Raw genomic sequence first — 22,187 nt, 5'->3', positions numbered from 1 at the left:
AAATTATAACTCATACAATTCCAACGGTTGCCCGTTAGGATCATAAAAAAATAAAAAACGTTTCCCGGTATGTTCATCCACCCGGATCGCTTCCACTTTTACCGCATTTTTTGTCAGCCAGGCATATCCTTCTTCTATATCCTTCACCGCAAATGCAAGGTGTCGCAAGCCTTTTGCTTCCGGAAAAGAAGCCCGCTCCCGGTAATCGGGGAAAGAGAACAGTTCTACCTGGTATTTCCCGTTCAGGGCAAGGTCCAGTTTGTACGAGTTCCTCTCTTTCCTGAACTGTTCTGCCAGCACCGTAAAACCCAATACTTCCGTATAAAACCGTTTAGAGTCCTCATACAATTCCGTACTGGTAAGCATGGCTACATGGTGTATGGCGTGAAGCTGCATCATCAGGCTTCTGTTTCGGCTGTTTCTGCAGTGGTCGTTCCTCCAGGTAACAGGACAGTGATCTCTTTCCATCCCTTATTCCAATCTCCGGGTAGTTCCAGTTTTCCTGCCGCAGCCATTTCACGCATGCGCCATACCAGGAACACGTCTCCGGTCTTCACTTTCATCTTGTTCAGGGTATTGCTCAGTACTTTGTTCAGTTTCTGCGATTCCCTGGTTACGTTAGTTAGGATATCCTTATCGTAAAAATCCACCTCCTTTCCCACCAGTTTTTTACCGCCTTCCAGAAAACGCACCAGGCTATTCTCCTGGCAGGTCTTCTTCCACTCATCCGGGTCCACTTCAAATTCGCTCAATGTAATGGGTCTGGCCAATTTCTTTGCTTTCAGGAACTCTTTGGGTTGTATCTCCCACAAGTTGGTCGGGTAGAAGATATTTCCTTTCTCATTGATAAAAGGAAGGTTATTCAGGTACAACACCTGTACCCGTCCCTGGTACTCTTTCAGCTGGCTCATCAGCCAGTAATACCCGCATACATCATGCGCATTTTGCCCCATCCAGATCCATACCTGTTCTTCGGTTTCTTCGTCCAGTTTTTTCAGCAGGTTATGTACGGTCAGTTTATCGTCTACAATATTCAACTGTTCGGTATAAGGCGAATATTCGAGCAGGGTTTTCCACCAGTCGCGCCTCTCCTGGTATCCTTCCGCACCGTAGATATCTCCCAAAGGTCCTACGGCAAAATCATCCTTGATCTCAACGACCTCTCCCTGCAAACTCTCGTCCAGTTCCATCGCTTTCTGCAGGGCATCTACGTTGGCTTGTTCAAATACGATATGAAGCATTGTGTTAATTAGTAGTTAGTAATTAGAAATTAATAATTTTCAAGCAAGACTAATGAGCGATCAATCACCTCATCAAGTTTTCACTTTTAACTTTTGACTTTTAACTTTTCAATTCTCCACCAGGTCCAATTCGAACTTCAGGTTATTGATGATAAATTCCTGGCGTTCCATGGTATTCTTGCCCATGTAATATTCGAGCAGTTGCTGTATGTGATCGCCCTGCTCCAGTATCACGGGTTGTAAGCGGATGTCCTGGCCAATAAAGCGGCCGAATTCTTCCGGCGAGATCTCTCCCAGGCCTTTGAACCGGGTGATCTCCGGCTTGCCGCCCAGCTTCTTCACCGCTGCCTGTTTTTCATTCTCATCGTAACAGTAAATGGTTTCCTGTTTGTTCCGCACACGGAACAAAGGAGTTTCCAGTATGTATACATGGCCACGTTTCACGAGGTCTGGGAAAAACTGGAGAAAAAAAGTCATCATCAGCAAACGGATGTGCATACCGTCCACATCGGCATCGGTAGCGATCACGATATTGTTATACCGCAAACCTTCCAGGCCATCCTCTATATTCAATGCGTGCTGCAACAGGTTGAACTCTTCGTTCTCGTATACCACTTTTTTGGTGAGTCCATACGAATTCAGCGGTTTACCCCGCAGGCTGAACACTGCCTGTGAATCCACGCTGCGCGATTTGGTGATACTTCCGCTCGCACTATCACCCTCGGTGATAAATATTGTCGAGTTGTTCTGTAAAGCAATGAATTCCTCTTTGTTCTTCGCCGGAACATCATCATTCAGGTGCACGCGGCAGTCGCGCAGCTTTTTATTGTGCAGGTTGGCTTTTTTGGCGCGTTCGTTGGCCAGCTTTTTAATGCCAGCCAATTCCTTGCGTTCCCTTTCATTCTGCTCGATCCTTTTTTTCAGGGCATCGGCCACTGTGGGGTTCCTATGCAGGAAATTATCCAGCTCACGCGCCAGGAAATCAAGCACGAAATTCTTCATGCTCGGTCCACCCTCATACACATTCTGTGATCCCAGTTTGGTCTTGGTCTGGCTCTCAAACACCGGCTCCTGCACCCGCACCGAAATGGCGGCAACAATACTGGTACGGATATCGGATGCCTCATAGTCTTTTTTGAAGAAATCGCGCACCACTTTCACATAGGCTTCCCGGAATGCCTGCTGGTGGGTACCGCCCTGTGTAGTGTACTGACCATTGACAAAGGAAAAAATGTCCTCGCCATAATCGTTGTTATGCGACAGGGCCACTTCTATATCTTCTCCCTTCAGGTGAATGATGGGATAACGCAGCTCCTCCGAATTGGTCTTGCGCTGTAACAGATCGAGCAACCCGTTTTTACTCACGTATTTCTTACCGTTGAAATACAGGGCCAGTCCCGCATTCAGGTAGCAATAGTTCCACAACTGGTTATCCAGGTACTCATGTATGTAATGGAAATTACGGAACACGGTATCATCGGGTGTGAATTCCACCCGGGTGCCGTTGGGTTCGTTGGTCTTGGCCTCTTTGTGTTCCTTCACCAACACCCCTTTTTCGAACTCTGCGGTCTTTTCTTTCCCATCCCGGTAAGCCGTCACCTTGAAATACTGGCTCAGGGCATTCACTGCTTTGGTACCCACACCATTCAAACCCACACTTTTCTGGAAAGCTTTGCTGTCGTATTTGGCGCCGGTATTGATCTTACTGACCACATCCACCACTTTACCCAAAGGGATACCGCGTCCATAGTCACGCACGGTGACCGTTTTGCCTTCAATGATCAGCTCTACCTGTTTACCATAACCCATCGTGTATTCATCGATACAGTTATCGATCACTTCCTTGATCAATACATAGATCCCATCATCCGGTGCAGAGCCATCGCCCAGTTTACCGATATACATACCCGGGCGCAGGCGTATATGCTCCTTCCAGTCGAGCGACCGGATCGATTCCTCATTGTATTCAAAAACATTCTTCTCTTCGGCCATGTCTCAGTCTTTGTTTATTATCAGCTTAGTTTTTATGTATCGGCGGAGAGTACGTTCAATTGACGGCTTATAGACCGGCAATCCGTAACAATACGCACAACATCCAGTCTCTCCGTGCTTGCATTAGCAAATTTGCCCATTCATTAATTTGCTAATTAGTCTCCAACCCGCAAATCTAACCACCTCCCACCGCGGCACAATTTTACTTTTCTACAAATGGGCTCAGAATGTGGATAAATCGCCCAAAAATCTGAATTAATCCCTTTTCTGCCATTGATACCACTTAGTTTTGCGGCATCGAAACAACAAGTCCCCATATTGAGACCGACCTGGAAAAAATTGCGGCTTTTTCTGCTGCCCATGCAGCTGAGAATGACCGGTTCAGGGATTTTGTGAAAGAGCGGAACGACGAGCAGATAGACCTGATGGTCTCCCGCCTGGACCAGCGGATCAGTCCCCGCATCAACTGCACCGATTGCGGCAACTGCTGCAAGAGCCTGATGGTGCTGATCAACGATACGGAAGCCGATAACCTGTCACAGCACCTGGGTCAGAGCCGGGAGGATTTTGACCAGGCTTACCTGGAAAAAGGCAGTAACGGGCTCATGATCATGAACCGCATGCCCTGTCCCTTCCTGATCGATCGGAAATGCAGTGTGTACGAACACCGTTTTGAGGGTTGCAAGGAGTTCCCGGCACTGCACCTGCCGCATTTCAAACAAAGGCTGTTCACCACATTCATGCATTATGAACGATGCCCCATCATCTTTAATGTAGTAGAGCAACTGAAAGATGAAATGTCGTTCGAGCGGGATATCGTTAACACCCGTCCGTCCTGACACACTCCATAAAACAGGCATGCTAACCCCTATCTTTACGGCATGATCCATTTTGGAATAGATGTTCTCCTGTCCGATCCACCTTCCTGGAAGAACCAACGCATTGGGCTGGTCACCAATCATGCTGCTACCACCCAGAGCCTGGCCCCTTCACGTGAAGTGTTATTGCAACAGCAATTCAACATCAGAACGCTTTTTTCTCCCGAACACGGGCTGGATGTAAGTGGTGCAGACGGGCATCGGGTCCAGGACGGAACAGACGGCCTGACAGGTCTGCCCGTGATCAGTTTATACAGCCACAAACTGGCACCCGACGCAGAAGACCTGGCAAAACTGGATATACTATTATTTGATATACCGGATATCGGCAGCCGGTTTTATACGTATTTATGGACGCTGACCCACCTGATGGAAGCCTGTGCCCGGCACGGGAAAAAATTAGTGGTGCTCGACAGGCCCAACCCCATTTCCGGCAACCTGGAACTGGCCGAAGGGCCGATACTGGATGAAGCACAGGCATCTTTTATCGGACGCTGGGCCATACCCATCCGTCATAGCTGTACATTGGGAGAACTGGCTATATATTTCAATGCCACCAGGAACCTGCATTGTGAACTGGAAGTAATCCGTTGTCAGGACTGGCAACGCAACCAGTTTCAACCCGAATGGGGCATCCCCTTTGTACCCACATCTCCAGCTATTCAATGTTTCGAAAGCATGTTGTTATACCCGGGCCTCTGTCTGCTGGAAGCTACCAATATCAGCGAAGGGCGGGGAACCGAATACAGTTTCCGCGCTGCGGGAGCACCCTGGCTGCAGGGAAAAGCCATTGCCGGTATTCTGAATGAAATGGGACTCGACGATGTGGAGGTAACTGCTGTTACTTTCAGTTCATCTGACCAAAACACAAAATACTTCAGAGAAAAATGCAGCGGTGTGCAGCTGGAAGTGCGTGAACCGAATTATTTCCAGTCCGTTTCCTTTGGAATGATCCTGATCCGCCTGATCAAAGAGTTATATCCGCAGCAATTTACCTGGAAACCCTATGTTACCCTGGTAAATCCTACCGGTCAGCAACATCTTGATAAACTACTCGGTGTTGCCAACAGTGAAACGTTGTTTGAACTTCCCCTTCCCAGATTTATCGCAGAAACCACCAGGCTCACGCAATGCAGAGGATGGAAAGAACAGGTGGGGCAATTTTTGCTATATTGAATAAGAGAAGGGAACAGATGAACAGAAGAACAAGGAATGATGAATGTTGAATGTAAGTTTCCGATGATGTGAGACTTATTTGACAATCTACAATTCGGCAATCCGTTATCTGTTCAAAGCTTTGATGCCTCCGAGATCCCGGATCACTACACTGGCTAACATGCAGCCGAAAATAGCCGGCATATAACTGATAGTGCCGATTATGGATTTTTTGGGATAAGCTTTTTCGGTGACCAGTATACGCTCCTGTTCAACAGGTTCAGGACTGAACACTACCTGTAACCCTTTGCGAATTCCGAGATAGCGTAATTTTTTGCGTACATACGTGGCCAGGTTGCATTGGTAAGTTTTGGAAATATCCGTGATCATCACCTGCGAAGGGTCTACTTTGCCACCTGCACCCAGGGAACTCACTATCGGTATATCCCTTTCCTTGCAGGCTTTGATGAAATGCACTTTGGGAGAAAGTGTGTCGATACAATCCACAGCGTAATCAAAACTGCCCTGGTCCAGTATCTCCCGGGTCAGCTCTTCCTTGATGTATACGGATAAAACGGTCAGTTCCAGGTCTGGATTGATGTCTTTCAAACGTTCCGCCATTACTTCGGCCTTGCCTTTACCCGCGGTAGAATGCAGTGCAGGGATCTGGCGGTTGGCATTGCTCAGGTCTACCGTATCCGCATCCACGATTGTCATTTTGCCCACACCGGCCCGGGCGATCATTTCTGCGCAAATGCCGCCTACTCCCCCCAATCCTACTACCAGTACGTGTTTAGACAGCAGCTTCTCCATTTTTTCATCACCCAGCAGCAGCTGGGTACGGCTCATCCAGTAAGGGATCATGACGGGTACGGTTTACAAAGTTCTCAGTACGAAATACAGTATATTAGTTTGCAAAAATGTAGTTCCTATGCGGTTTTTAAAAATATTTTCACTGGCGGTACTGATAAATCTTTCTTTTACTGCTGCAGCACAACTACCTGGCATACAAGTACTGGAATCGGGTAAAAAGATCAGTATCCGCGGGCTGAGTGTAGTAAATGATGACGTGATCTGGGCCAGCGGCAGCAAAGGTTCGGTAGCCCGCTCGACAGACGGGGGTAAAACCTTTACCTGGACCACTGTTCCCGGTTACGAAAAAAATGATTTCAGGGATATTGAAGCTTTTGATAAAAATACCGCACTGATCATGGCTATTACTGAGCCCGCAGCCATACTGAAAACAACTGACGGCGGATTAACTTGGAGAAAAGTTTTTGAGGATACAACAAAGGGAGCTTTTTTTGATGCGATGGATTTTCCCAATAAAAAAACCGGCAGACTGGTAGGTGACCCCATTCAGGGAAAGATCTTTCTGGCGCTAACTAGAGATGGCGGCGATACCTGGGAAATGAGTTCACCCCGGCCCGATGGCAGGGGTATTACAGCCAATGAAGGAGAAGCTTTTTTTGCATCAAGCGGTTCCAATCTTGCCATGCATACTTTCGGATTCAACCATTTTGTGCTGGCTTCCGGAGGCAAAGTTTCCCGGCTCTTGCATAATATGGGTGCAGACAGTTTGCCTATCCTGCAGGGACAAAGCTCAACAGGGGCCAATTCACTGGCGCTTTACAAAGACAGATACGGTTTTGTGGTGGGCGGCGATTTTACAAAAGACACCATCAGCAAGGGGAATAGTGTGTTCTTTACCCTGGATCCGGCCAATGGATATAGACCCAGTAAGTATCAGGTTCCACAGACCCCACCGCATGGCTACCGCTCCTGTGTAATCTATCTGGATAAGAACCACCTGCTTACCTGCGGCACATCCGGCGTTGACCTATCGAAAGACGGGGGTAATAATTGGGAGCTTATCTCCAAAGAAAGTTATCATGTATGCCAGAAAGCCAAAAAAGGTAAAGCTGTTTTTCTGGCGGGTAGCAATGGCAGGATCGCGAAATTGGTCTGGTGATCTTTTTCACCGCAGAGCCACTGAGAGCGCATGCGTTTACGCGGAGAGTTACTCTTCTGTGAGTCCTTCTGTGCACTGCAGAGCCACCGGGGTGCCAACAGATTCCCTGCGCACCTCCCCGCCCCTCTGCGGCTCTGCGGTGAAAATGCACTTCTGTCCCACCCGGATTAAACTTTTTACGCCAACTCCCGTCTCATTAAAAAAGGATATGAAGAAACTGATCGTTCTCACGTTACTGGCAGGTGCCGGCTTTTTGCAGGTGTCTGCACAAAAAGGCGGTCACAAAGGCATGAAGGACAGCCTCCGCATAGAACAGCGGAAAGAGATGAGAGAAAAGATGCGTGCCAGGTTCGACAGCCTATCACCGGAACAGAAAGCAGCCTTCAAAGAGAAAATGAAGCACCGGACAGACAGCATGATGAGTAAAAGAAAAGACATGAGGGACAAGATGCGTGCCAGGTTCGACAGCCTTTCTCCTGAACAAAAAGCAGCTTTCAAGGAAAAAATGAAACAACGGGCAGACAGTATGGCGGTGAAGAAGCAAGCAATGAGGGATAAACTGCAAAAAATGTCTCCGGAAGAAAAAGCGGCGCTGAAAGAGAAAATGAAGCACCGGACAGACAGCCTGTCTCCCGAGCAGAAACTACGTTTACGAAAGAAAATAAAAGACCGGAAACAAGCCTCCAACGGCTAACCTTTTTCTTATGCAGCAGGGTAAAACGGGGGCAGACCGGCAACGGGATGCCCCTTGTTATTTTATTTCCGGAAGGCGAAATAAACAGCTCCTACCAGGAAGAGAAAACTGATCAGGTATTTGGTCTGAAAAGGTTCTTTCAGATACCAGACCGCAAAAACCGAAAACACCAACAGGGTGATGATTTCCTGGGTGATCTTTAACTGGAAACCTTTCATGCCGTTTGCAAATCCCAACCGGTTGGCAGGTACCATCAGGCAATATTCAAAAAAAGCGATACCCCAGCTGACCAGAATGGCTTTCCAAAGCGGTAATCCTTTGTCTTTCAGATGCCCATACCAGGCAAACGTCATAAAGATATTGGATAATAAAAGCAGTCCGACTGTTCTCAGCATATACCTGTACATTTAGCGTGGTGCTAAAATACTGCTATAAATGCAGTTTATCGGCCTATCGGTTGCCAGTTTGCCATCTGATAACACCGTTGCACGGATCTTGCAGCGGTAAAAACAGTAAAATGAAGCAGCATGAAGAAATTCCAGGCAATAATCAAGTTTACGATGGATGATCAGTTCATGTCGTTTGTTCCACCGCACCGTACCTACATCAATTACCTCATCAATAAAGGCATTATTGACAGTTATGCCGTAAGTATGGAAAGCCAGACCTGCTGGATCACTGTAAACACGGAAACCAAAGCAGAAGCAGACGGCTACCTGGCTAAATCGCCGCTATACAAATACTGGAACTATCATATAGAGGAATTGTTTGTGTATGACAGCCAGCATTACCGGCTTCCGGCAGTGCAACTAAATTAATTTCAAAAAAATTGAAACTTTTTTTTGGAGGATACGGTTCAGACCCTATTTTTGCACTCCCAACAAAAAAGGGAGCATAGCTCAGCTGGTTTAGAGCATCTGCCTTACAAGCAGAGGGTCCGCGGTTCGAACCCGTGTGCTCCCACATAATAAAAGCGTTTACACGACCAACATCTGTAAACGCTTTTTTATTTCTGCCATCTGGCTTACATCACCCAAGCCAGGCATTTGCCATCAAGATGTTTGTGACACTCCTGCTTTCCTTAAACATTAATTAAAGTCAAGGGCTATCATAACACCCAAAACGATCATTAATAGGATTTATAGTACTTTCGCCCGCCGGATGCAAAAAAAGTTTACACATAGCCCCCTAAGTCAACAAGGCTTATCGCTCGCAGGAATGATCATGAAACAACTTTTTCTGGTTGTTTTCGCATTCACTTTTTTTCTTCAGCAGTTTCACCCCTTTTCTTTCTCCGGTAACATATTCGGTAGCCAGAAAGTAGCGTCCAGGCTGCTTACCGCCAAACAGGCACAAGGAGAATCCTCCCTGCTTACCCAGGAACCTTCGCACGGCGCAACAGAAATGGAAGCAGATGAAGAAGAGGATGAGGACAGACAAAACAATGAACCGGAACTTTACAGCGCCCCTGCCCTGCAATCTCCCACAGACCAACTTGGCCACGATTACATGCAGAAGATCCGCTATTTACAATTAAATTCTTCTGTTCAGCAACAGCCGCTGATCCCTTTTTTTATTCTCCACCATTCCTGGAAGAATCACATCGCTTAATACGGTTTCCTTTTGAGACCTCTTGTACTATGGGGTCTCCTACTTCATAGACATACACATGCCGCAGCATAGGATATTCCTATCAACGCAACTATTATTCATTTCAATACAATCACTACTTTAATGAAGCGGATTTTCATTCTCGCCTTTGTGGCCACTTCCCTTTTGTATTCATCCTGTGCAGAGAAAAAAGAAGCAGCAGAAACCGAAAGCAAATTTCTGGTTACCTCTCCGGCAGAAACCGATACGGTTATTTACAATGAGTATGTTGGCCAGATTCGTTCTGCCAGCCATATCGAATTACGTTCCCAGGAAAAGGGCTACCTCGAAAAGATCTTTGTGGACGAGGGTCAGTACGTTACAAAAGGACAACTCATGTTCAAGATTATGCCCGTGATCTACCAGGCCGAAGTGGAGAAAGCAAAGGCGGAAATGGACTTTGCAGAGATCGAATACAATAATTCCAGGGCTCTGGCCGACAATAACGTGGTTTCCCAGAACGAGCTATCCCTGAATAAGGCCAAACTCAACAAAGCAAAGGCGGAACTGGCATTGGCAAAAGCGCATCTTGGTTTTACAGAAATCCGTGCACCTTTTAATGGTTTCATGGATCGCTTTTACAAGCGGCTGGGCAGCCTGATCGATGAAGGCGAACTGCTTACTACCCTTTCTGATAACAGCAAAATGTGGGTGTACTTCAATGTACCGGAAGCGGAATACCTGAATTATATACAGAAGGCGAAACCCAAAAGCCAGCAACAGGTGCAACTGCAAATGGCCAATGGTGAGCGGTTCCATTTACCCGGTGTGGTAGAAACGATCGAAGCAGACTTCAACAACGAAACAGGCAATATTGCCTTCAGAGCGGCATTTCCCAACCCGAAAGGTATCCTGCGCCACGGCGAAACAGGTAATATACGGATGCCCGTTCCCCTGAAGAAAGCCATCCTCATACCTCAAAAAGCAACATTCGATGTACTTGATAAGAAGTTTGTTTATGTAGTCAATGAAAACAATGTGCTGGAAGCCAGGCAGATCACAATATCGCAGGAATTACCGCATTTGTATATCGTTGCCTCAGGTCTCGGTTCCAAAGACAAGATTCTTGCAGAAGGATTGGGCAAAGTGCGGGACAAACAGAAAATAACCTATGAATTGGTTCCTTTTGAAAAAGAACTGATGGAATTAAAAAAATTACATGCCGAATAAGGCAAGAGCTAAAAAACTGAATAATGTTTAATAAGTTTATTAAAAGGCCTGTTCTTGCCATCGCCTTATCTGTACTGATCATTTTCACAGGGTTATTGGCAATCAAATCATCCCCTGTGGCACAGTTCCCGGAGATTGCCCCACCCAGGGTAACCATCTTCATCGAATTTCCCGGATCCAATGCGGATGTACTGGTAAAATCAACCCTCACTATCCTGGAACGTGCCATCAACGGTGTGCAGGGCATGCAATACATGTTGTCTGATGCCACCAGTGCCAGTGAAGCCAGTATCGATATCGTGTTTGAACCCGGAACCGATCCTACGCTGGCTGCTGTAAGGGTTAAATCAAGGGTTGACCAGGTAATGACCAATCTTCCGCCACTGGTGCAACGTGAGGGAGTAATCATTTCTCCGTTACAACCCAGCATGCTGATGTATTTAAACCTTTACAGCAAGAGCAACAGTGTTGATGAAAAGTTTTTATTCAACTACGCCAATACATTTGTGTTACCTGAGCTGCAGCGTATCAAAGGTATGGGCTTTGCTCAGGCAATCGGTAGCCGAGCATTCGCCATCCGTGTATGGCTGAATCCTGAACGGATGAGGGCCTATAACCTGTCTGCCGACGAGGTATTGAAAGCGATTGACGAACAAAGCGTACTTGCCAGGCCCGGAAGAGTGGGTCTGAGCTCAGGAAAAAAGGCGCAATCGCAGGAATATGTTTTTACCTACAAGGGCTGGTATAATAAACCGGAACAGTATGAGAATATCATTATCAAAGCCAATCCTGATGGGGAAGCGTTAAAGCTGAAAGACATAGCGGAAGTGGAGATTGGAAGCGAATTTGTGGATATCTACTCAAATAAAGACGGTCACCCTTCAGCCTCATTGGTGCTGAAACAGAACCCGGGCAGCAATGCCAGCATGGTGATTGATGAAGTGAAGGCGAAACTGGAGGAGCTGAAAAAGGACTTCCCGCCCGGAATTGATTATGAGATCAATTATGATGTATCGAAATTCGTAGATGCGTCCATTGAAAAAGTGTTACACACTTTACTGGAAGCCTTCGTACTGGTAGCCATCGTCGTATTTATTTTTCTGGGCGATCTCCGCTCCACGATCATTCCTATCCTGGCTGTTCCCGTGTCGCTGATCGGGGCTTTTACCCTGATGAGTTTCTTCGGCATCAGCATCAACCTGATCTCGCTGTTCGCACTGGTATTGGCGATCGGTGTGGTGGTGGATGATGCGATTGTGGTGGTGGAAGCCGTGCACGTGAAGATGGCAGAAGAGAACCTATCGGCCTTTGCGGCAGTGAAAAAAGTAGTCGGGGAAATCAGTGGCGCCATCATCGCTATTACCCTGGTGATGACTTCCGTGTTTGTTCCGGTAGCTTTCATGCCCGGACCTGTGGGTGTGCTCTACCGCCAGTTCTCATTAACAATGGCCAGCGCCATTTTGATATCGGGTTTTGTGGCGCTTACCCTTACGCCGGTTTTATGCGCCATCCTGCTGAAGAATACGCATAAGAAACCGAAAAGGAAAACACCCGTCACCCTCTTCATTGATTGGTTCAACAACAAATTCGAAAGGGTCACAGGCAGGTACACCCGGTTCCTTTCCCTGATCGTAAACCGGAAGCTCATTACTTACGGGGTCCTGATCGCATTCGCATTAGGAATTCTGGGGATCAACAAAACACTCCCTGCCGGGTTCATTCCCAATGAGGACCAGGGACAGATCTATGCCATCATTCAAACCCCTCCGGGTACAACACTGGAACGTACCAATGAAATATCCAGGAAACTCCAGCTCTTGGCAAAGCAGGTAGCAGGCGTTTCATCCGTTACAGCACTTGCCGGTTACGAGATCCTCACAGAAGGAAGGGGCTCCAATGCCGGAACCTGTCTGATCAACCTGAAAGACTGGTCTGAACGGAAACAATCCGTGAAAGAGATCATCAGAGAGTTAGAGGAGAAATCAAATGATCTTCCTGCCCATATCGAGTATTTTGAGCCCCCTGCCGTACCGGGTTATGGCGCTTCTGACGGATTTGCGCTTCGGTTGCTGGATAAAAGCAGCGACCCGGATTACCAGGAGTTCGACAGGGTGAATCAGGCATTCCTTGCTGCCTTGCAGAAAAGGAAGGAGTTAAACGGTCTGTTTGCTTTTTACTCGGCCAAGTACCCGCAATATGAGATCCTGGTAGACAACAAGCTGGCCATGCAAAAAGGTGTTTCCATCGGCGATGCCATGGAAAACCTGAACATCATGATCGGAAGCACCTATGAACAGGGATTCATTCGTTTTAATAACTTCTATAAAGTTTATACGCAGGCCGGCCCTGAATTCAGGAAACAGCCATCAGACATTTTAAACATGTTCATCAAAAATGATCATGGTGAAATGGTGCCTTATTCCGCGTTCATGACCATTAAAAAGACGCAGGGGCCGAATGAAATATCGCGTTACAACCTATACATCTCATCATTGATCAACGGTATGCCTGCCAAAGGGTATTCTTCCGGTGATGCCATCAGGGCTATTAAAGAAGTGGCTGCACAATCCCTTCCCCGGGGCTATGATATTGCCTGGGAAGGGATTTCATACGATGAAGCCAAAAAGGGGAATGAAGCACTGTACCTGTTACTTGTGGTACTGTTTTTCGTATACCTGATACTGGCTGCACAATATGAAAGCTTTATCCTGCCCTTTGCGGTATTACTTTCTCTTCCTCCCGGCATATTCGGATCACTCTTGCTGCTAAAATCAATGGGATTAGCAAACGATGTTTATGCGCAGGTAGGTATCATCATGCTTGTTGGATTGCTTGGAAAGAACGCCGTATTGATCGTTGAATACGCTGTTCAGAAGAACAACCAGGGTGCTACCATTCTTCAATCTGCGATCGAAGGTGCCAAAGCCAGGTTTCGCCCTATCTTAATGACCTCTTTTGCATTCATCGCAGGTTTGATACCATTGGTCATTGCAACAGGACCAGGCGCAGTCGGCAACCACACCATTGGCGCTTCTGCGCTGGGTGGTATGTTATTCGGAACCATCTTCGGCGTGATCATCGTGCCGGGACTATACTTCATATTCGGAAAACTGCAGGAAGGCAAAAGCCTGATCTGGGATGAAGACAAAAATCCGCTGAGTGAGGATTTTGTAGAAAACCATTCCGACAGTGCGCTCAGCAAACAGATCCAAAAAATTATCAAACGAATCAGAAACAGAAAATGACAAACCAAAATATCCATAAATACAGTTGGCCCATACTTGGCATCGTTCTGATGATCGCCTGCAAAACACCTGCTATTACAGGCAAAACAGAGAACAGGATGACCCCTGCGGCTTATAACAATTCGCAGGACACTGTCAACGCAGCCAATATCAAATGGGCCCATTATTTCAAAGACCCTTACCTGATTGCACTGATAGATACCGCATTGAGGAATAACCAGGAGCTCAATATCACTTTACAGGAAATTGAAATGAGCAAAAATGAAGTGATGGCGAAAAAAGGAGAATACCTGCCATTCCTGAACATAGGCGGAACAGCAGCCAGGATAAAAGAAGGAAAGTATACCTGGAACGGCCTGTCAGAAGAGGACTTAAAAACCAACCCGGACAAAGGACCCAGGTACTTCGGCGACTTTATGGCAGGGACTTTTTTCTCATGGGAACTTGATGTGTGGCATAAATTACACAATGCCAAAAAAGCTGCCGCACTCAGGTACCTGTCCAGTGTTGAGGGAAGAAATTTTGCGGTCACCAATATCATCGCTGAGATCGCCAGCTCCTATTACGAGTTAATGGGGCTTGATAATCTATTGCTGATCATACAACAGAACGTTGAATTGCAAAAGAATGCCCTGCAGTTAGTGAAGCTGGAGAAAGAAGCGGCCAAAGTGACGCAATTGGCGGTGAACAGATTCGAAGCCCAATTGCTCAACACAAAGAACATGCAATACGAGATCCAGCAGAAAATCGTAGAAGCAGAGAACAGGATCAATTTTTTAACAGGCCGTTTCCCGCAACCCATCGCAAGGAATACCGCTGATTTCAACAACCTGGTTTACGATCCGATTTTTGCAGGAGTGCCTTCACAACTGCTGGCAAACCGTCCTGATATCCGTCAGGCAGAATTAGAACTGGTAGCGGCCAGATTGGATGTTACGGTTGCAAAAGCCAATTTCTATCCTTCTTTCAGCCTTAAGGCAGGACTGGGTTTCCAGGCCTATAACCCGTTATACCTGATCAGACCTGCATCGATCCTTTATAATGTAGGCGGCGAGCTGGTAGCACCGCTGGTTAACAAGAATGCCATCAAAGCCAGTTATTTCAATGCCAATGCCAGGCAGATCCAGTCGGCATATCATTTTGAAAGATCGATCCTGAATGCACATATGGAAGTAGTGAACCAACTTTCCCAAATGGAGAACTACACCAGGAGTTATGAAACAAAAGCCAGGGAAGTAGAGATTCTAACGCAATCAATCGATATCTCAAACAACCTTTTCCGTTCTGCCAGGGCCGACTATATTGAAGTGTTATTGACGCAGCGGGAGGCATTGGATTCCAAAATAGACTTGATCGAGATCAAACTGAAACAGTTGGAAGCTAAGGTGAATATCTATAAAGCCCTGGGCGGCGGCTGGAATTGAGTAACCGACCCAAATGCGTTTATATAGGCAGGCAGTCCCTCTCGATGGCTGCCTGCTTATTTTATACAATAACCAACAAGGAAGCCGAAAACTGAAACGCAGGCTGCTGAAAGAGTGAGACCATCTCCCATATACACTCCTCCATCCCTTATCAATTAACGCTTTACATAAATCCATGAACTTTTTTTCCGATAAACAGGATAGGAATTAACTTTGCGACATGATGTGGCAGAGTTACGAAGCAGCTACAAGACCCTTACAGGAAAGCGAGCAGGATACCCTGACCGAACTGGCAAATTCCTACCAGTTGGTGGTATGGAATGATGAGGTCAACACTTTTGAATGGGTCATCGAAACCCTGATCCGTGTCTGTGGTCATACGGAAGAACAGGCAGAGCAATGTGCCCTGCTCATCCATACACAAGGTAAATACGCTGTAAAAAAAGGCGACTACGACACGCTGAAACCCATGTGTGATGCCATCACCGACAGAGGTATCGGTGCCACGATCGAAGCTGTGACGGGCAATCAGTAATTAATAGTTAATAATTAAAAGTTATTGTCATTCATTAAAACTGCTCCTTCGGTATAGGCTTATGATCAATTACTAACTACTAATTATCCATTACTAATTAATTCCCGCCCTTGCCCCTTCATGTTCTCAATAACACAATTTGGTTCCCTCCTGTGGAAGATGCAATGGAGGATGGATTATTGGCAATAGGCGGAGATGTGAGTGCAGAGCGATTGTTACTGGCTTATCAAAAAGGGATCTTTCCGTGGTACAGCGATGACACACCCCTCTGGTGGAGTCCTGATCCCCGTTTTGTACTGTTTCCGGACAAATTGAAAGTGAGCAAGAGCATGCAGGCACTGATCCGGAAAAAAACATTCCGGTTCTCCGTAGATGAGGCTTTCCCGAAGGTGATACAGCACTGCAAAGAACTGCAGCGTCCCGGACAGGACGGCACCTGGATCACTGATGAACTGGAAGCTTCCGTTAACCAATTACACAAAATGGGATATGCCCATAGTGCCGAAGCCTGGCTGGGTGATGAACTGGTGGGCGGTTTGTACGGGATCAAAATGGGCAGGCTGTTCTTTGGTGAAAGTATGTTCAGCAAAGTCAGCAATGCCAGTAAGTTTGCGTTTATCCTTTTTGTACAGCAGCTAAGAGAAGAAAATATCTACCTGGTCGATTGCCAGGTATACACAGATCATCTGGCCAGTCTGGGTGCAGAAATGATCCCCAGAACAACCTTCCTAAAAGCATTACAGGATTATGGGGCAGAGCTTCGGTAACCATACATGCGCTCCACATCACGCACGATCTTTTCCATGTCAAGATCTTTACCGCGGGGGTCATAGTTCTGTTTCAGGTTACTGCCGAACAATACTGCTACGGTCTGCCAGAAAGCAGCACTGATAAACCCTTTGTATTCATCAATGATCTCGTAACAGTTATTACCCGTTTCGCGATAGATCAGTTTCATCAGCACTTTTCCCTGGTACACGGAGAGATTGGTGAGCTTGTCCGTGAACTCTTTTTTCAGTTCCCGCTCCCTCGATTTGATGATGGCTTTCCGCTGTTTGCGGTCTGATACATTCACCAGCTTCGCATTGATCTCATTCATGATGAAACCGGCCCTCTTTGCATACGGATAAGTAACGTACACGGCATTGCGGAGGCGGGTCCAGTCGGCCCAGTAATTGCGCCATTGTTTTGACATGCGCCCATACACTTCTACCGAAGGGAGATAACCGCCATAAGGAATGGTATCCCCTTCTGGCGTAACATAGGCGTACACTTTTACGGTATCGTAAATACCATGGGTTTGTGCAGCCAGTTTACCTGGAAACAACCCGCCGGCAGCCAGCATACAGGGAAGGATGATATGTGACAATAAACGCTTCAAACGACTTAAAAATAGACAGTTCTGCGCTTATTAATGCTGTCTGGTCCCAAAAAGTAACCTGATAAGATGTTAAGAAACCCGTAAAGCCCCCCTGCCCGACTCCCTGAGCCGCTGGCGGACCGACATGGCAAAACCCACCACCATCACTACCACGCCCAGCCATAACACATTGATCATAGGAAATTCATATACTTTCAGGGTGATCAGGTCGGTAATGGCGCCACTTTCCTTTACGCCGATCTCCAGTTTACCGGTATTCTGGTCGAGCACACGGTTAAACTTGAGTACCAGGCTTTGAGAAAGCACCGAATCAGGTAACCCGCGCAGTTCCATGCCTTTGAGTGCAATACCCGGTTTAACGGGATACCTGCGGCCATCTTTGGAGATCACGGTCATATCCAGGAACAGGGAAGTTTCGCCTGGTAACACTTTGTTCTTTAATTCAGCAGGGTTTATTTCCACCTTGTTCAGAATCATAAAACCGTTACCATAGAACAGGGTATCCCCCACTTTGGCCTCCCGGTTGCGGAAAGTGGTCGTATCCTCTCGGTTATTCTCCTGGAAAGATGTGATATAAACGAAAATATCCTTGTGCCAGTAATGTTTGGCAGCAGGATTGGCCGAGAATCCTTCACCTCCCTTGTTCTGTTTGATCACATCCGGGTACAGCTTGAAATGTTCTCCCCCTTTCTTGGCAACAAAATCTATTTCGAAATAACGTTTGCGGTCAAGCGGGTTCAGGGTATCTTTTGTGTAAGTCACCATGAATTTACCCATATCCGTCGCCACTGTTTTGAACAGCGTAATATTTTCTGCGGGATCGCCGGCAGGATTACCCTTGGCTTTGGGATCGCCCTGCAAAGGTGTGACACCGGTCGTATTCCAGCTGAGCACTGTTTTTTTACTGGAAGAGATCAGGATCCCTACCAGCACCAATCCGAAACCAACGTGGGCCACCGATGCACCTGCAGTTTTGAGCTTGCCCTTTAATCCCAGCCAGATATAAGAGGCATTGGCCACCACGGCATATACTGAAGCAAAAATGGCCATATGGATGGCAAAAAGGAAACCGGGGCCCTTTTTATCATAACTCACATTGGCAAAAAGGCTGATGGAAAGACTGATCAGCACAGCAATTAATGTAGGAACCCATATTTTTTTCCCGAAGAAAGCCTTGGGGGTATCCTTGTATTTCAGGTATTGCGCAACCGCGGTAAGTAATCCTACCACGATAGCCACAAAAACCTGGATCTGGTTATACGCGAACTCCACATCTTCCGGGGGAGCGATATTGGTTCCCAGTACCTTGTTCACCACCGGTACCGATGTTTTGGATATGATGATGATACCTGACAGGAACAACACCAGCGAACCGATAAAGATCCAGAACTCACGGCTATACGTATTTTCTTCCTTTACAATAGCCGGGATCCGCTTGTATTCCCTGAAATACAGGAACAAGGCAGGAAGCAGGAATACCAGTACAAAAAGAAGCAGTTGCACATTCATCCCCAGATCGGTAAAAGCATGCACCGAAGTATCGCCCAGAATACCGCTGCGGGTGAGGAAAGTGGAATACAATACCAGGATAAAACTGATGATATAAAAGAAATAAGTGGGCCTTAGCGAGTAACCGCTATTCCGGTAGATCAGGTTGGTATGCAAACCGGCAACAAGGGTTAACCAGGGTACCAGTGAGGCATTTTCAACCGGGTCCCATGCCCAGTAACCACCAAAAGACAAACTTTCATACGCCCAGGCAGCACCCATCATAACCCCGGTTCCCAGCATAGCTGCAGAAAAAGAAGCCCAGGGCAAAGAGGGTTTGATCCATTCGTGTTTACGGGATAACAGGCCTGCTATCGCATACGCAAATGGAACAATGGTAGAAGCAAAACCAAGGAAGAGCACCGGCGGGTGTATCACCATCCAGTAATTCTGCAGCAGGGTATTCAGGCCCGAACCGTCTTTGATAAGGGTAAGGTAATCTGCCCGTAAGGCACCCGTCATCATATCCTTAAAGATCGGCGCCTGGTCAAAGAACCCTTCATTACGTGATAACACAAACGGGCTGCTGCCCACTTTATTACCGAAGAAATAAATCCCGATAATCATGGTGGCAAGACAGAACTGCGCAAAACTGATCACCATCATCACGCCACTCTCCCATTCTTTCGACTTCCAGATCAGGATCCATCCGAGCACGCAATGCCAGAAACTCCATAACATGAAACTACCTTCCTGTCCTTCCCAGAAACAGGCCAGCAGGTATTCTACCTGCAGACTCATATCACTGTGAGTGAAAGCATATTTATACTCGAAGAGGTGATGCGAGATGATATAATACAGCGTGATGAACATGGCCAACACACTAATGGTCTCTGCCAGGAACAATCCCCGCGCCAGCCGTATCCAGCTCTGCTTATCCGTGAGCTCGCGGGTTCTGAAAGCAAGTGCATACGCGATGGTAGCCAATAAAGACGCCACCAGGGATAGTACGGCAAAAAAATGCCCGATCTGTCCCGGCAATAAATGTTCTCCGATATAATTCATGTAGCGTAGGTTCTGGTAAGGAAATGCAGCACTGGATAAACAGGTTGCTTTTGCAGTTTAGGATGCGGCCTGAATGTTCTTATTGGCTTTCGGATCGTCTTTGTACTTGGAAGGACATTTGAGCAGGATATCCTTACATTCAAAATGATCGCCCTGAACGCGGCCTTTCAAAACCAGGCGTTCGCTTTTCTCCATATCCGTAGGCTTATTATTGTGATACACTACTTTGATATTGTTACCCAGTGTATCTACAGCGGTAAATGTTAAATAATTGGGGTTCTTAACGGCATCATATTCGAGCGGCTGGGCTTTGTCCAGTTTAACAATCAGGTTCACGAACTTACCCTCTTTCTCTTTGGCAGAAGCAATGGTTTCATAAGTGGTCAGATCGCCGGTATAACTGATCAGCACCACAATGGCAGCAGCAATACATACGAGTACGATGATATGCGTTTTCTTCATAGCGTTCCCTTTATGCTGCAAAAGTAGCCCAAAATGAGTTGGCAAGAGCGGCTGATTATTCACCGGGTTGTTAAAATCTGTTATCATTTTCACAACCCTTTGGCAACCTGCCTAAACCGGGTATTTTGTGTAAGCTTTTCCACCTGTTTGCCTAAACAGATTAATCTTGGCCAAATTCGGAAAATAGCCGCTAAATTTGCGGGCTGTTTGCAATTATAAGAACTATCATGGCCGATTTATCGCAATTTGATCCCAACGGTGTAGGCAACCCCAACAATAACATTTTTGGCCTCCCCTTTTCAGAAGATGATGCCCGTCTTATCATTCTTCCCGTACCCTGGGAAGTAACCGTTAGTTACGGCGCCGGCACTTCCCGTGCAGCAGAACATATTTTTAAAGCCAGCAAACAGGTAGACCTTTTTGATGTAGATGGTGACCATGGCTGGAAACAAGGTTTTTTCATGCGTAGTGTTGACAGGAAAGTACTCATGAAAAGCGATTACCTGCGCAAAGAAGCAGAACTCTACATTGACTATATCTCCCGCGGCGAATTGATAGACAAGAATAAGTTCATGTGTAAGAGCCTGAAAGATATCAATGAAGGCAGTCGTATGTTGAACCAATGGGTATTTGACCAAAGCAAGGAACTGCTTGGCAGGGGAAAACTGGTAGGTCTGCTTGGCGGTGACCACAGTACTTCACTGGGTTATATGAAAGCCCTGGGTGAACAATATGGCGATTTCGGGGTACTGCAGCTCGATGCCCATTGCGACCTGCGCAAGGCTTACGAAGACTTCACCTACTCACATGCATCGGTCATGTACAATGCCCTGCAGGAAATACCCTCGCTGAGCAAACTGGTACAGGTAGGTATCCGCGATTATTCGGAAGAAGAATGGAACCTGATCTGCAACAGCAATTATAAAGTGATCGCTTACCAGGAAAAACATATCAAGGAAAGGCTTTTTGAGGGCGAAACCTGGAAACAGATCGTTGAGGAGATCATAGAACACCTGCCGCAACAGGTCTATATCAGTTTTGATATAGACGGGTTGGATAGGAAATACTGTCCCAATACCGGTACCCCGGTAGCTGGTGGTTTTGAAACAGAAGAGATCTTTTACCTCATTAAAAAGATTACCGCAAGCGGACGTAAACTGATCGGTTTTGATCTGGTAGAGATCGGCGTGGGGCAAACCGACTGGGACAGCAACGTGGGCGCACGCATTTTATGGCGTTTATGCAACCTGCTGGTCAATAATCAATCCTAACTTACCGGCATGAAAACATACGACTATATCATTGTACTTCGCAGACCCGGTTACCTGCTGGTTGACCTGATCAGCCGTTTTATGCTGATGATAGCTGTTGCTATACTGGGTTATACCGTTTTCCTGATTCCTTTTACCTGGTTCAGCCTGTTCCTGATCGTTCTGATTGCGGGTATTGTTGGCTGGTGGATCCGTTGTACCATTCAGGCCAAAAAAGGAGAGATCCCGTATTACCGGTTGGGACTGCTCTTTGCCACCATTGGACTGGGATCCCTGTTCCAGCTTCACTGGATACCCATCCTCTATTTCCTGGCAGTGGTTTCGGAAAAACAGGTGAAATTCCCACAGGAAATCGCTTTTTATGATGAGGGGATCCTGATCAACTCGTTCCCCAAAAAACACTATAACTGGCAACAGATCAATCATGTAGTGCTGAAAGACGGGATCCTTACCATTGACCTGAAAAACAATAAACTCATACAGAAAGACATAGAATCCAGCAGTTCTGACAAAGAAGAAGCAGAATTTAACGAATTTTGCAGGATCCGGCTGAATGCCTGATGC

General features: G+C 46.7%; 21 protein-coding genes and 1 tRNA gene. 14 read left to right on the top strand and 8 right to left on the bottom strand.

Annotated elements, in window-relative coordinates; genetic code table 11:
* Positions 1-3: 3 nt before the first annotated feature.
* The 3 genes from gloA2 to ACH3Y6_RS09695 form a co-directional block, all read right to left on the bottom strand.
* Positions 4-399: an SMU1112c/YaeR family gloxylase I-like metalloprotein gene (gene gloA2 / locus ACH3Y6_RS09705; RefSeq protein WP_490835407.1), complete on the bottom strand. Its 396-nt coding sequence runs from the start codon at positions 397-399 to the stop codon at positions 4-6.
* A complete protein-coding gene (locus tag ACH3Y6_RS09700) occupies positions 399-1,241 on the bottom strand; it encodes a DUF1835 domain-containing protein (RefSeq protein ID WP_490835406.1) in 843 nt (280 codons plus the stop codon). Before ACH3Y6_RS09700 ends, gloA2 begins: the two co-directional genes overlap by 1 nt.
* A 108-nt stretch (positions 1,242-1,349) precedes the next feature.
* Positions 1,350-3,233: a DNA topoisomerase IV subunit B gene (locus ACH3Y6_RS09695; RefSeq protein WP_490835405.1), complete on the bottom strand. Its 1,884-nt coding sequence runs from the start codon at positions 3,231-3,233 to the stop codon at positions 1,350-1,352.
* 392 nt (positions 3,234-3,625) lie between these two features.
* Here ACH3Y6_RS09695 and ACH3Y6_RS09690 point away from each other — a divergent pair, with 392 nt between their 5' ends.
* Together ACH3Y6_RS09690 and ACH3Y6_RS09685 are read left to right on the top strand one after the other, a co-directional pair.
* Positions 3,626-4,072: a YkgJ family cysteine cluster protein gene (locus ACH3Y6_RS09690; protein WP_490835404.1), complete on the top strand. Its 447-nt coding sequence runs from the start codon at positions 3,626-3,628 to the stop codon at positions 4,070-4,072.
* 42 nt (positions 4,073-4,114) lie between these two features.
* Positions 4,115-5,287, top strand: a complete 1,173-nt coding sequence (locus ACH3Y6_RS09685; protein ID WP_490835403.1) for an exo-beta-N-acetylmuramidase NamZ family protein — start codon at positions 4,115-4,117, stop codon at positions 5,285-5,287.
* Between the two features lie 105 nt (positions 5,288-5,392).
* Here the strand turns inward: ACH3Y6_RS09685 and ACH3Y6_RS09680 are convergent, their stop codons facing one another.
* Positions 5,393-6,130: a tRNA threonylcarbamoyladenosine dehydratase gene (locus tag ACH3Y6_RS09680; protein ID WP_490835402.1), complete on the bottom strand. Its 738-nt coding sequence runs from the start codon at positions 6,128-6,130 to the stop codon at positions 5,393-5,395.
* 67 nt (positions 6,131-6,197) lie between these two features.
* On the opposite strand from ACH3Y6_RS09680, the gene ACH3Y6_RS09675 reads away from it, so the two are divergent.
* Both ACH3Y6_RS09675 and ACH3Y6_RS09670 read left to right on the top strand, forming a co-directional pair.
* Complete coding sequence (locus ACH3Y6_RS09675; protein ID WP_490835401.1) at positions 6,198-7,238, top strand: WD40/YVTN/BNR-like repeat-containing protein; 1,041 nt, start codon at positions 6,198-6,200, stop codon at positions 7,236-7,238.
* 208 nt (positions 7,239-7,446) lie between these two features.
* Positions 7,447-7,932 (top strand): hypothetical protein, encoded by a 486-nt coding sequence (locus ACH3Y6_RS09670; RefSeq protein ID WP_490835400.1) that lies wholly within the window; start codon positions 7,447-7,449, stop codon positions 7,930-7,932.
* A 62-nt stretch (positions 7,933-7,994) separates the two neighbouring features.
* Here ACH3Y6_RS09670 and ACH3Y6_RS09665 read toward each other — a convergent pair whose 3' ends face one another.
* The gene (locus ACH3Y6_RS09665; protein ID WP_490835399.1) at positions 7,995-8,327 is read right to left on the bottom strand and encodes a DMT family protein; all 333 of its coding nucleotides are present in this window, start codon (positions 8,325-8,327) and stop codon (positions 7,995-7,997) included.
* Between the two features lie 132 nt (positions 8,328-8,459).
* On the opposite strand from ACH3Y6_RS09665, the gene ACH3Y6_RS09660 reads away from it, so the two are divergent.
* The 8 genes from ACH3Y6_RS09660 to aat all read left to right on the top strand — a co-directional run bounded on the left by ACH3Y6_RS09660 (position 8,460) and on the right by aat (position 16,723).
* Positions 8,460-8,750: a hypothetical protein gene (locus ACH3Y6_RS09660; protein WP_490835398.1), complete on the top strand. Its 291-nt coding sequence runs from the start codon at positions 8,460-8,462 to the stop codon at positions 8,748-8,750.
* 70 nt (positions 8,751-8,820) lie between these two features.
* Positions 8,821-8,895: transfer RNA gene (locus tag ACH3Y6_RS09655), tRNA-Val, on the top strand.
* A gap of 261 nt (positions 8,896-9,156) precedes the next feature.
* Entirely contained in the window at positions 9,157-9,543 is a 387-nt protein-coding gene (locus ACH3Y6_RS09650) for a hypothetical protein (RefSeq protein WP_490835397.1), read from the top strand.
* A gap of 123 nt (positions 9,544-9,666) precedes the next feature.
* Positions 9,667-10,752: an efflux RND transporter periplasmic adaptor subunit gene (locus tag ACH3Y6_RS09645; RefSeq protein ID WP_490835396.1), complete on the top strand. Its 1,086-nt coding sequence runs from the start codon at positions 9,667-9,669 to the stop codon at positions 10,750-10,752.
* A gap of 23 nt (positions 10,753-10,775) precedes the next feature.
* A complete protein-coding gene (locus ACH3Y6_RS09640) occupies positions 10,776-13,997 on the top strand; it encodes an efflux RND transporter permease subunit (protein WP_490835395.1) in 3,222 nt (1,073 codons plus the stop codon).
* Positions 13,994-15,421 (top strand): TolC family protein, encoded by a 1,428-nt coding sequence (locus ACH3Y6_RS09635; RefSeq protein WP_490835394.1) that lies wholly within the window; start codon positions 13,994-13,996, stop codon positions 15,419-15,421. Before ACH3Y6_RS09640 ends, ACH3Y6_RS09635 begins: the two co-directional genes overlap by 4 nt.
* Positions 15,422-15,641: 220 nt before the next feature.
* Positions 15,642-15,956 (top strand): ATP-dependent Clp protease adaptor ClpS, encoded by a 315-nt coding sequence (locus ACH3Y6_RS09630; protein ID WP_490835393.1) that lies wholly within the window; start codon positions 15,642-15,644, stop codon positions 15,954-15,956.
* 152 nt (positions 15,957-16,108) lie between these two features.
* Complete coding sequence (aat, locus tag ACH3Y6_RS09625) at positions 16,109-16,723, top strand: leucyl/phenylalanyl-tRNA--protein transferase (protein WP_490835392.1); 615 nt, start codon at positions 16,109-16,111, stop codon at positions 16,721-16,723.
* Here the strand turns inward: aat and ACH3Y6_RS09620 are convergent.
* The 3 genes from ACH3Y6_RS09620 to ACH3Y6_RS09610 form a co-directional block, all read right to left on the bottom strand.
* Complete coding sequence (locus ACH3Y6_RS09620; RefSeq protein ID WP_490835391.1) at positions 16,702-17,337, bottom strand: DUF4294 domain-containing protein; 636 nt, start codon at positions 17,335-17,337, stop codon at positions 16,702-16,704. The two genes, aat and ACH3Y6_RS09620, sit on opposite strands and share 22 nt — an antisense overlap.
* A gap of 69 nt (positions 17,338-17,406) precedes the next feature.
* The gene (gene ccsA, locus ACH3Y6_RS09615) at positions 17,407-19,890 is read right to left on the bottom strand and encodes a cytochrome c biogenesis protein CcsA (RefSeq protein WP_490835390.1); all 2,484 of its coding nucleotides are present in this window, start codon (positions 19,888-19,890) and stop codon (positions 17,407-17,409) included.
* Between the two features lie 57 nt (positions 19,891-19,947).
* Positions 19,948-20,352 carry a cytochrome c maturation protein CcmE domain-containing protein gene (locus ACH3Y6_RS09610; protein ID WP_490835389.1) on the bottom strand — a complete coding sequence of 135 codons (405 nt, stop codon included), beginning with the start codon at positions 20,350-20,352 and terminating at the stop codon, positions 19,948-19,950.
* A gap of 227 nt (positions 20,353-20,579) precedes the next feature.
* Between ACH3Y6_RS09610 and ACH3Y6_RS09605 the strand changes: the two genes are divergently transcribed.
* Both ACH3Y6_RS09605 and ACH3Y6_RS09600 read left to right on the top strand, forming a co-directional pair.
* Positions 20,580-21,623: an agmatinase family protein gene (locus ACH3Y6_RS09605; RefSeq protein WP_490835388.1), complete on the top strand. Its 1,044-nt coding sequence runs from the start codon at positions 20,580-20,582 to the stop codon at positions 21,621-21,623.
* Between the two features lie 9 nt (positions 21,624-21,632).
* Positions 21,633-22,184: a hypothetical protein gene (locus ACH3Y6_RS09600; protein WP_490835387.1), complete on the top strand. Its 552-nt coding sequence runs from the start codon at positions 21,633-21,635 to the stop codon at positions 22,182-22,184.
* Positions 22,185-22,187: the final 3 nt, after the last annotated feature.

The sequence above is a fragment of the Sediminibacterium sp. FW305-C-269 genome (assembly GCF_058231045.1).
Note: the sequence above shows the minus strand (reverse complement) of the source record. Positions and strands in the feature narration are given on the sequence as shown.

What these genes read in the sequence shown, in the direction of transcription:
- ACH3Y6_RS09635 (WP_490835394.1), top strand. Translation starts at nt 13,994, where the DNA reads ATGACAAACCAAAATATCCATAAATACAGTTGGCCCATACTTGGCATC.
- ACH3Y6_RS09660 (WP_490835398.1), top strand. Translation starts at nt 8,460, where the DNA reads ATGAAGAAATTCCAGGCAATAATCAAGTTTACGATGGATGATCAGTTC.
- ACH3Y6_RS09605 (WP_490835388.1), top strand. Translation starts at nt 20,580, where the DNA reads ATGGCCGATTTATCGCAATTTGATCCCAACGGTGTAGGCAACCCCAAC.
- ACH3Y6_RS09680 (WP_490835402.1), bottom strand. Translation starts at nt 6,130, where the DNA reads ATGATCCCTTACTGGATGAGCCGTACCCAGCTGCTGCTGGGTGATGAA.
- ACH3Y6_RS09610 (WP_490835389.1), bottom strand. Translation starts at nt 20,352, where the DNA reads ATGAAGAAAACGCATATCATCGTACTCGTATGTATTGCTGCTGCCATT.
- ACH3Y6_RS09600 (WP_490835387.1), top strand. Translation starts at nt 21,633, where the DNA reads ATGAAAACATACGACTATATCATTGTACTTCGCAGACCCGGTTACCTG.
- ACH3Y6_RS09645 (WP_490835396.1), top strand. Translation starts at nt 9,667, where the DNA reads ATGAAGCGGATTTTCATTCTCGCCTTTGTGGCCACTTCCCTTTTGTAT.
- ACH3Y6_RS09700 (WP_490835406.1), bottom strand. Translation starts at nt 1,241, where the DNA reads ATGCTTCATATCGTATTTGAACAAGCCAACGTAGATGCCCTGCAGAAA.
- ACH3Y6_RS09685 (WP_490835403.1), top strand. Translation starts at nt 4,115, where the DNA reads ATGATCCATTTTGGAATAGATGTTCTCCTGTCCGATCCACCTTCCTGG.
- ACH3Y6_RS09675 (WP_490835401.1), top strand. Translation starts at nt 6,198, where the DNA reads ATGCGGTTTTTAAAAATATTTTCACTGGCGGTACTGATAAATCTTTCT.
- ACH3Y6_RS09640 (WP_490835395.1), top strand. Translation starts at nt 10,776, where the DNA reads ATGTTTAATAAGTTTATTAAAAGGCCTGTTCTTGCCATCGCCTTATCT.
- ACH3Y6_RS09670 (WP_490835400.1), top strand. Translation starts at nt 7,447, where the DNA reads ATGAAGAAACTGATCGTTCTCACGTTACTGGCAGGTGCCGGCTTTTTG.
- ACH3Y6_RS09650 (WP_490835397.1), top strand. Translation starts at nt 9,157, where the DNA reads ATGAAACAACTTTTTCTGGTTGTTTTCGCATTCACTTTTTTTCTTCAG.
- ccsA (WP_490835390.1), bottom strand. Translation starts at nt 19,890, where the DNA reads ATGAATTATATCGGAGAACATTTATTGCCGGGACAGATCGGGCATTTT.
- ACH3Y6_RS09630 (WP_490835393.1), top strand. Translation starts at nt 15,642, where the DNA reads ATGATGTGGCAGAGTTACGAAGCAGCTACAAGACCCTTACAGGAAAGC.
- ACH3Y6_RS09665 (WP_490835399.1), bottom strand. Translation starts at nt 8,327, where the DNA reads ATGCTGAGAACAGTCGGACTGCTTTTATTATCCAATATCTTTATGACG.
- gloA2 (WP_490835407.1), bottom strand. Translation starts at nt 399, where the DNA reads ATGATGCAGCTTCACGCCATACACCATGTAGCCATGCTTACCAGTACG.
- ACH3Y6_RS09695 (WP_490835405.1), bottom strand. Translation starts at nt 3,233, where the DNA reads ATGGCCGAAGAGAAGAATGTTTTTGAATACAATGAGGAATCGATCCGG.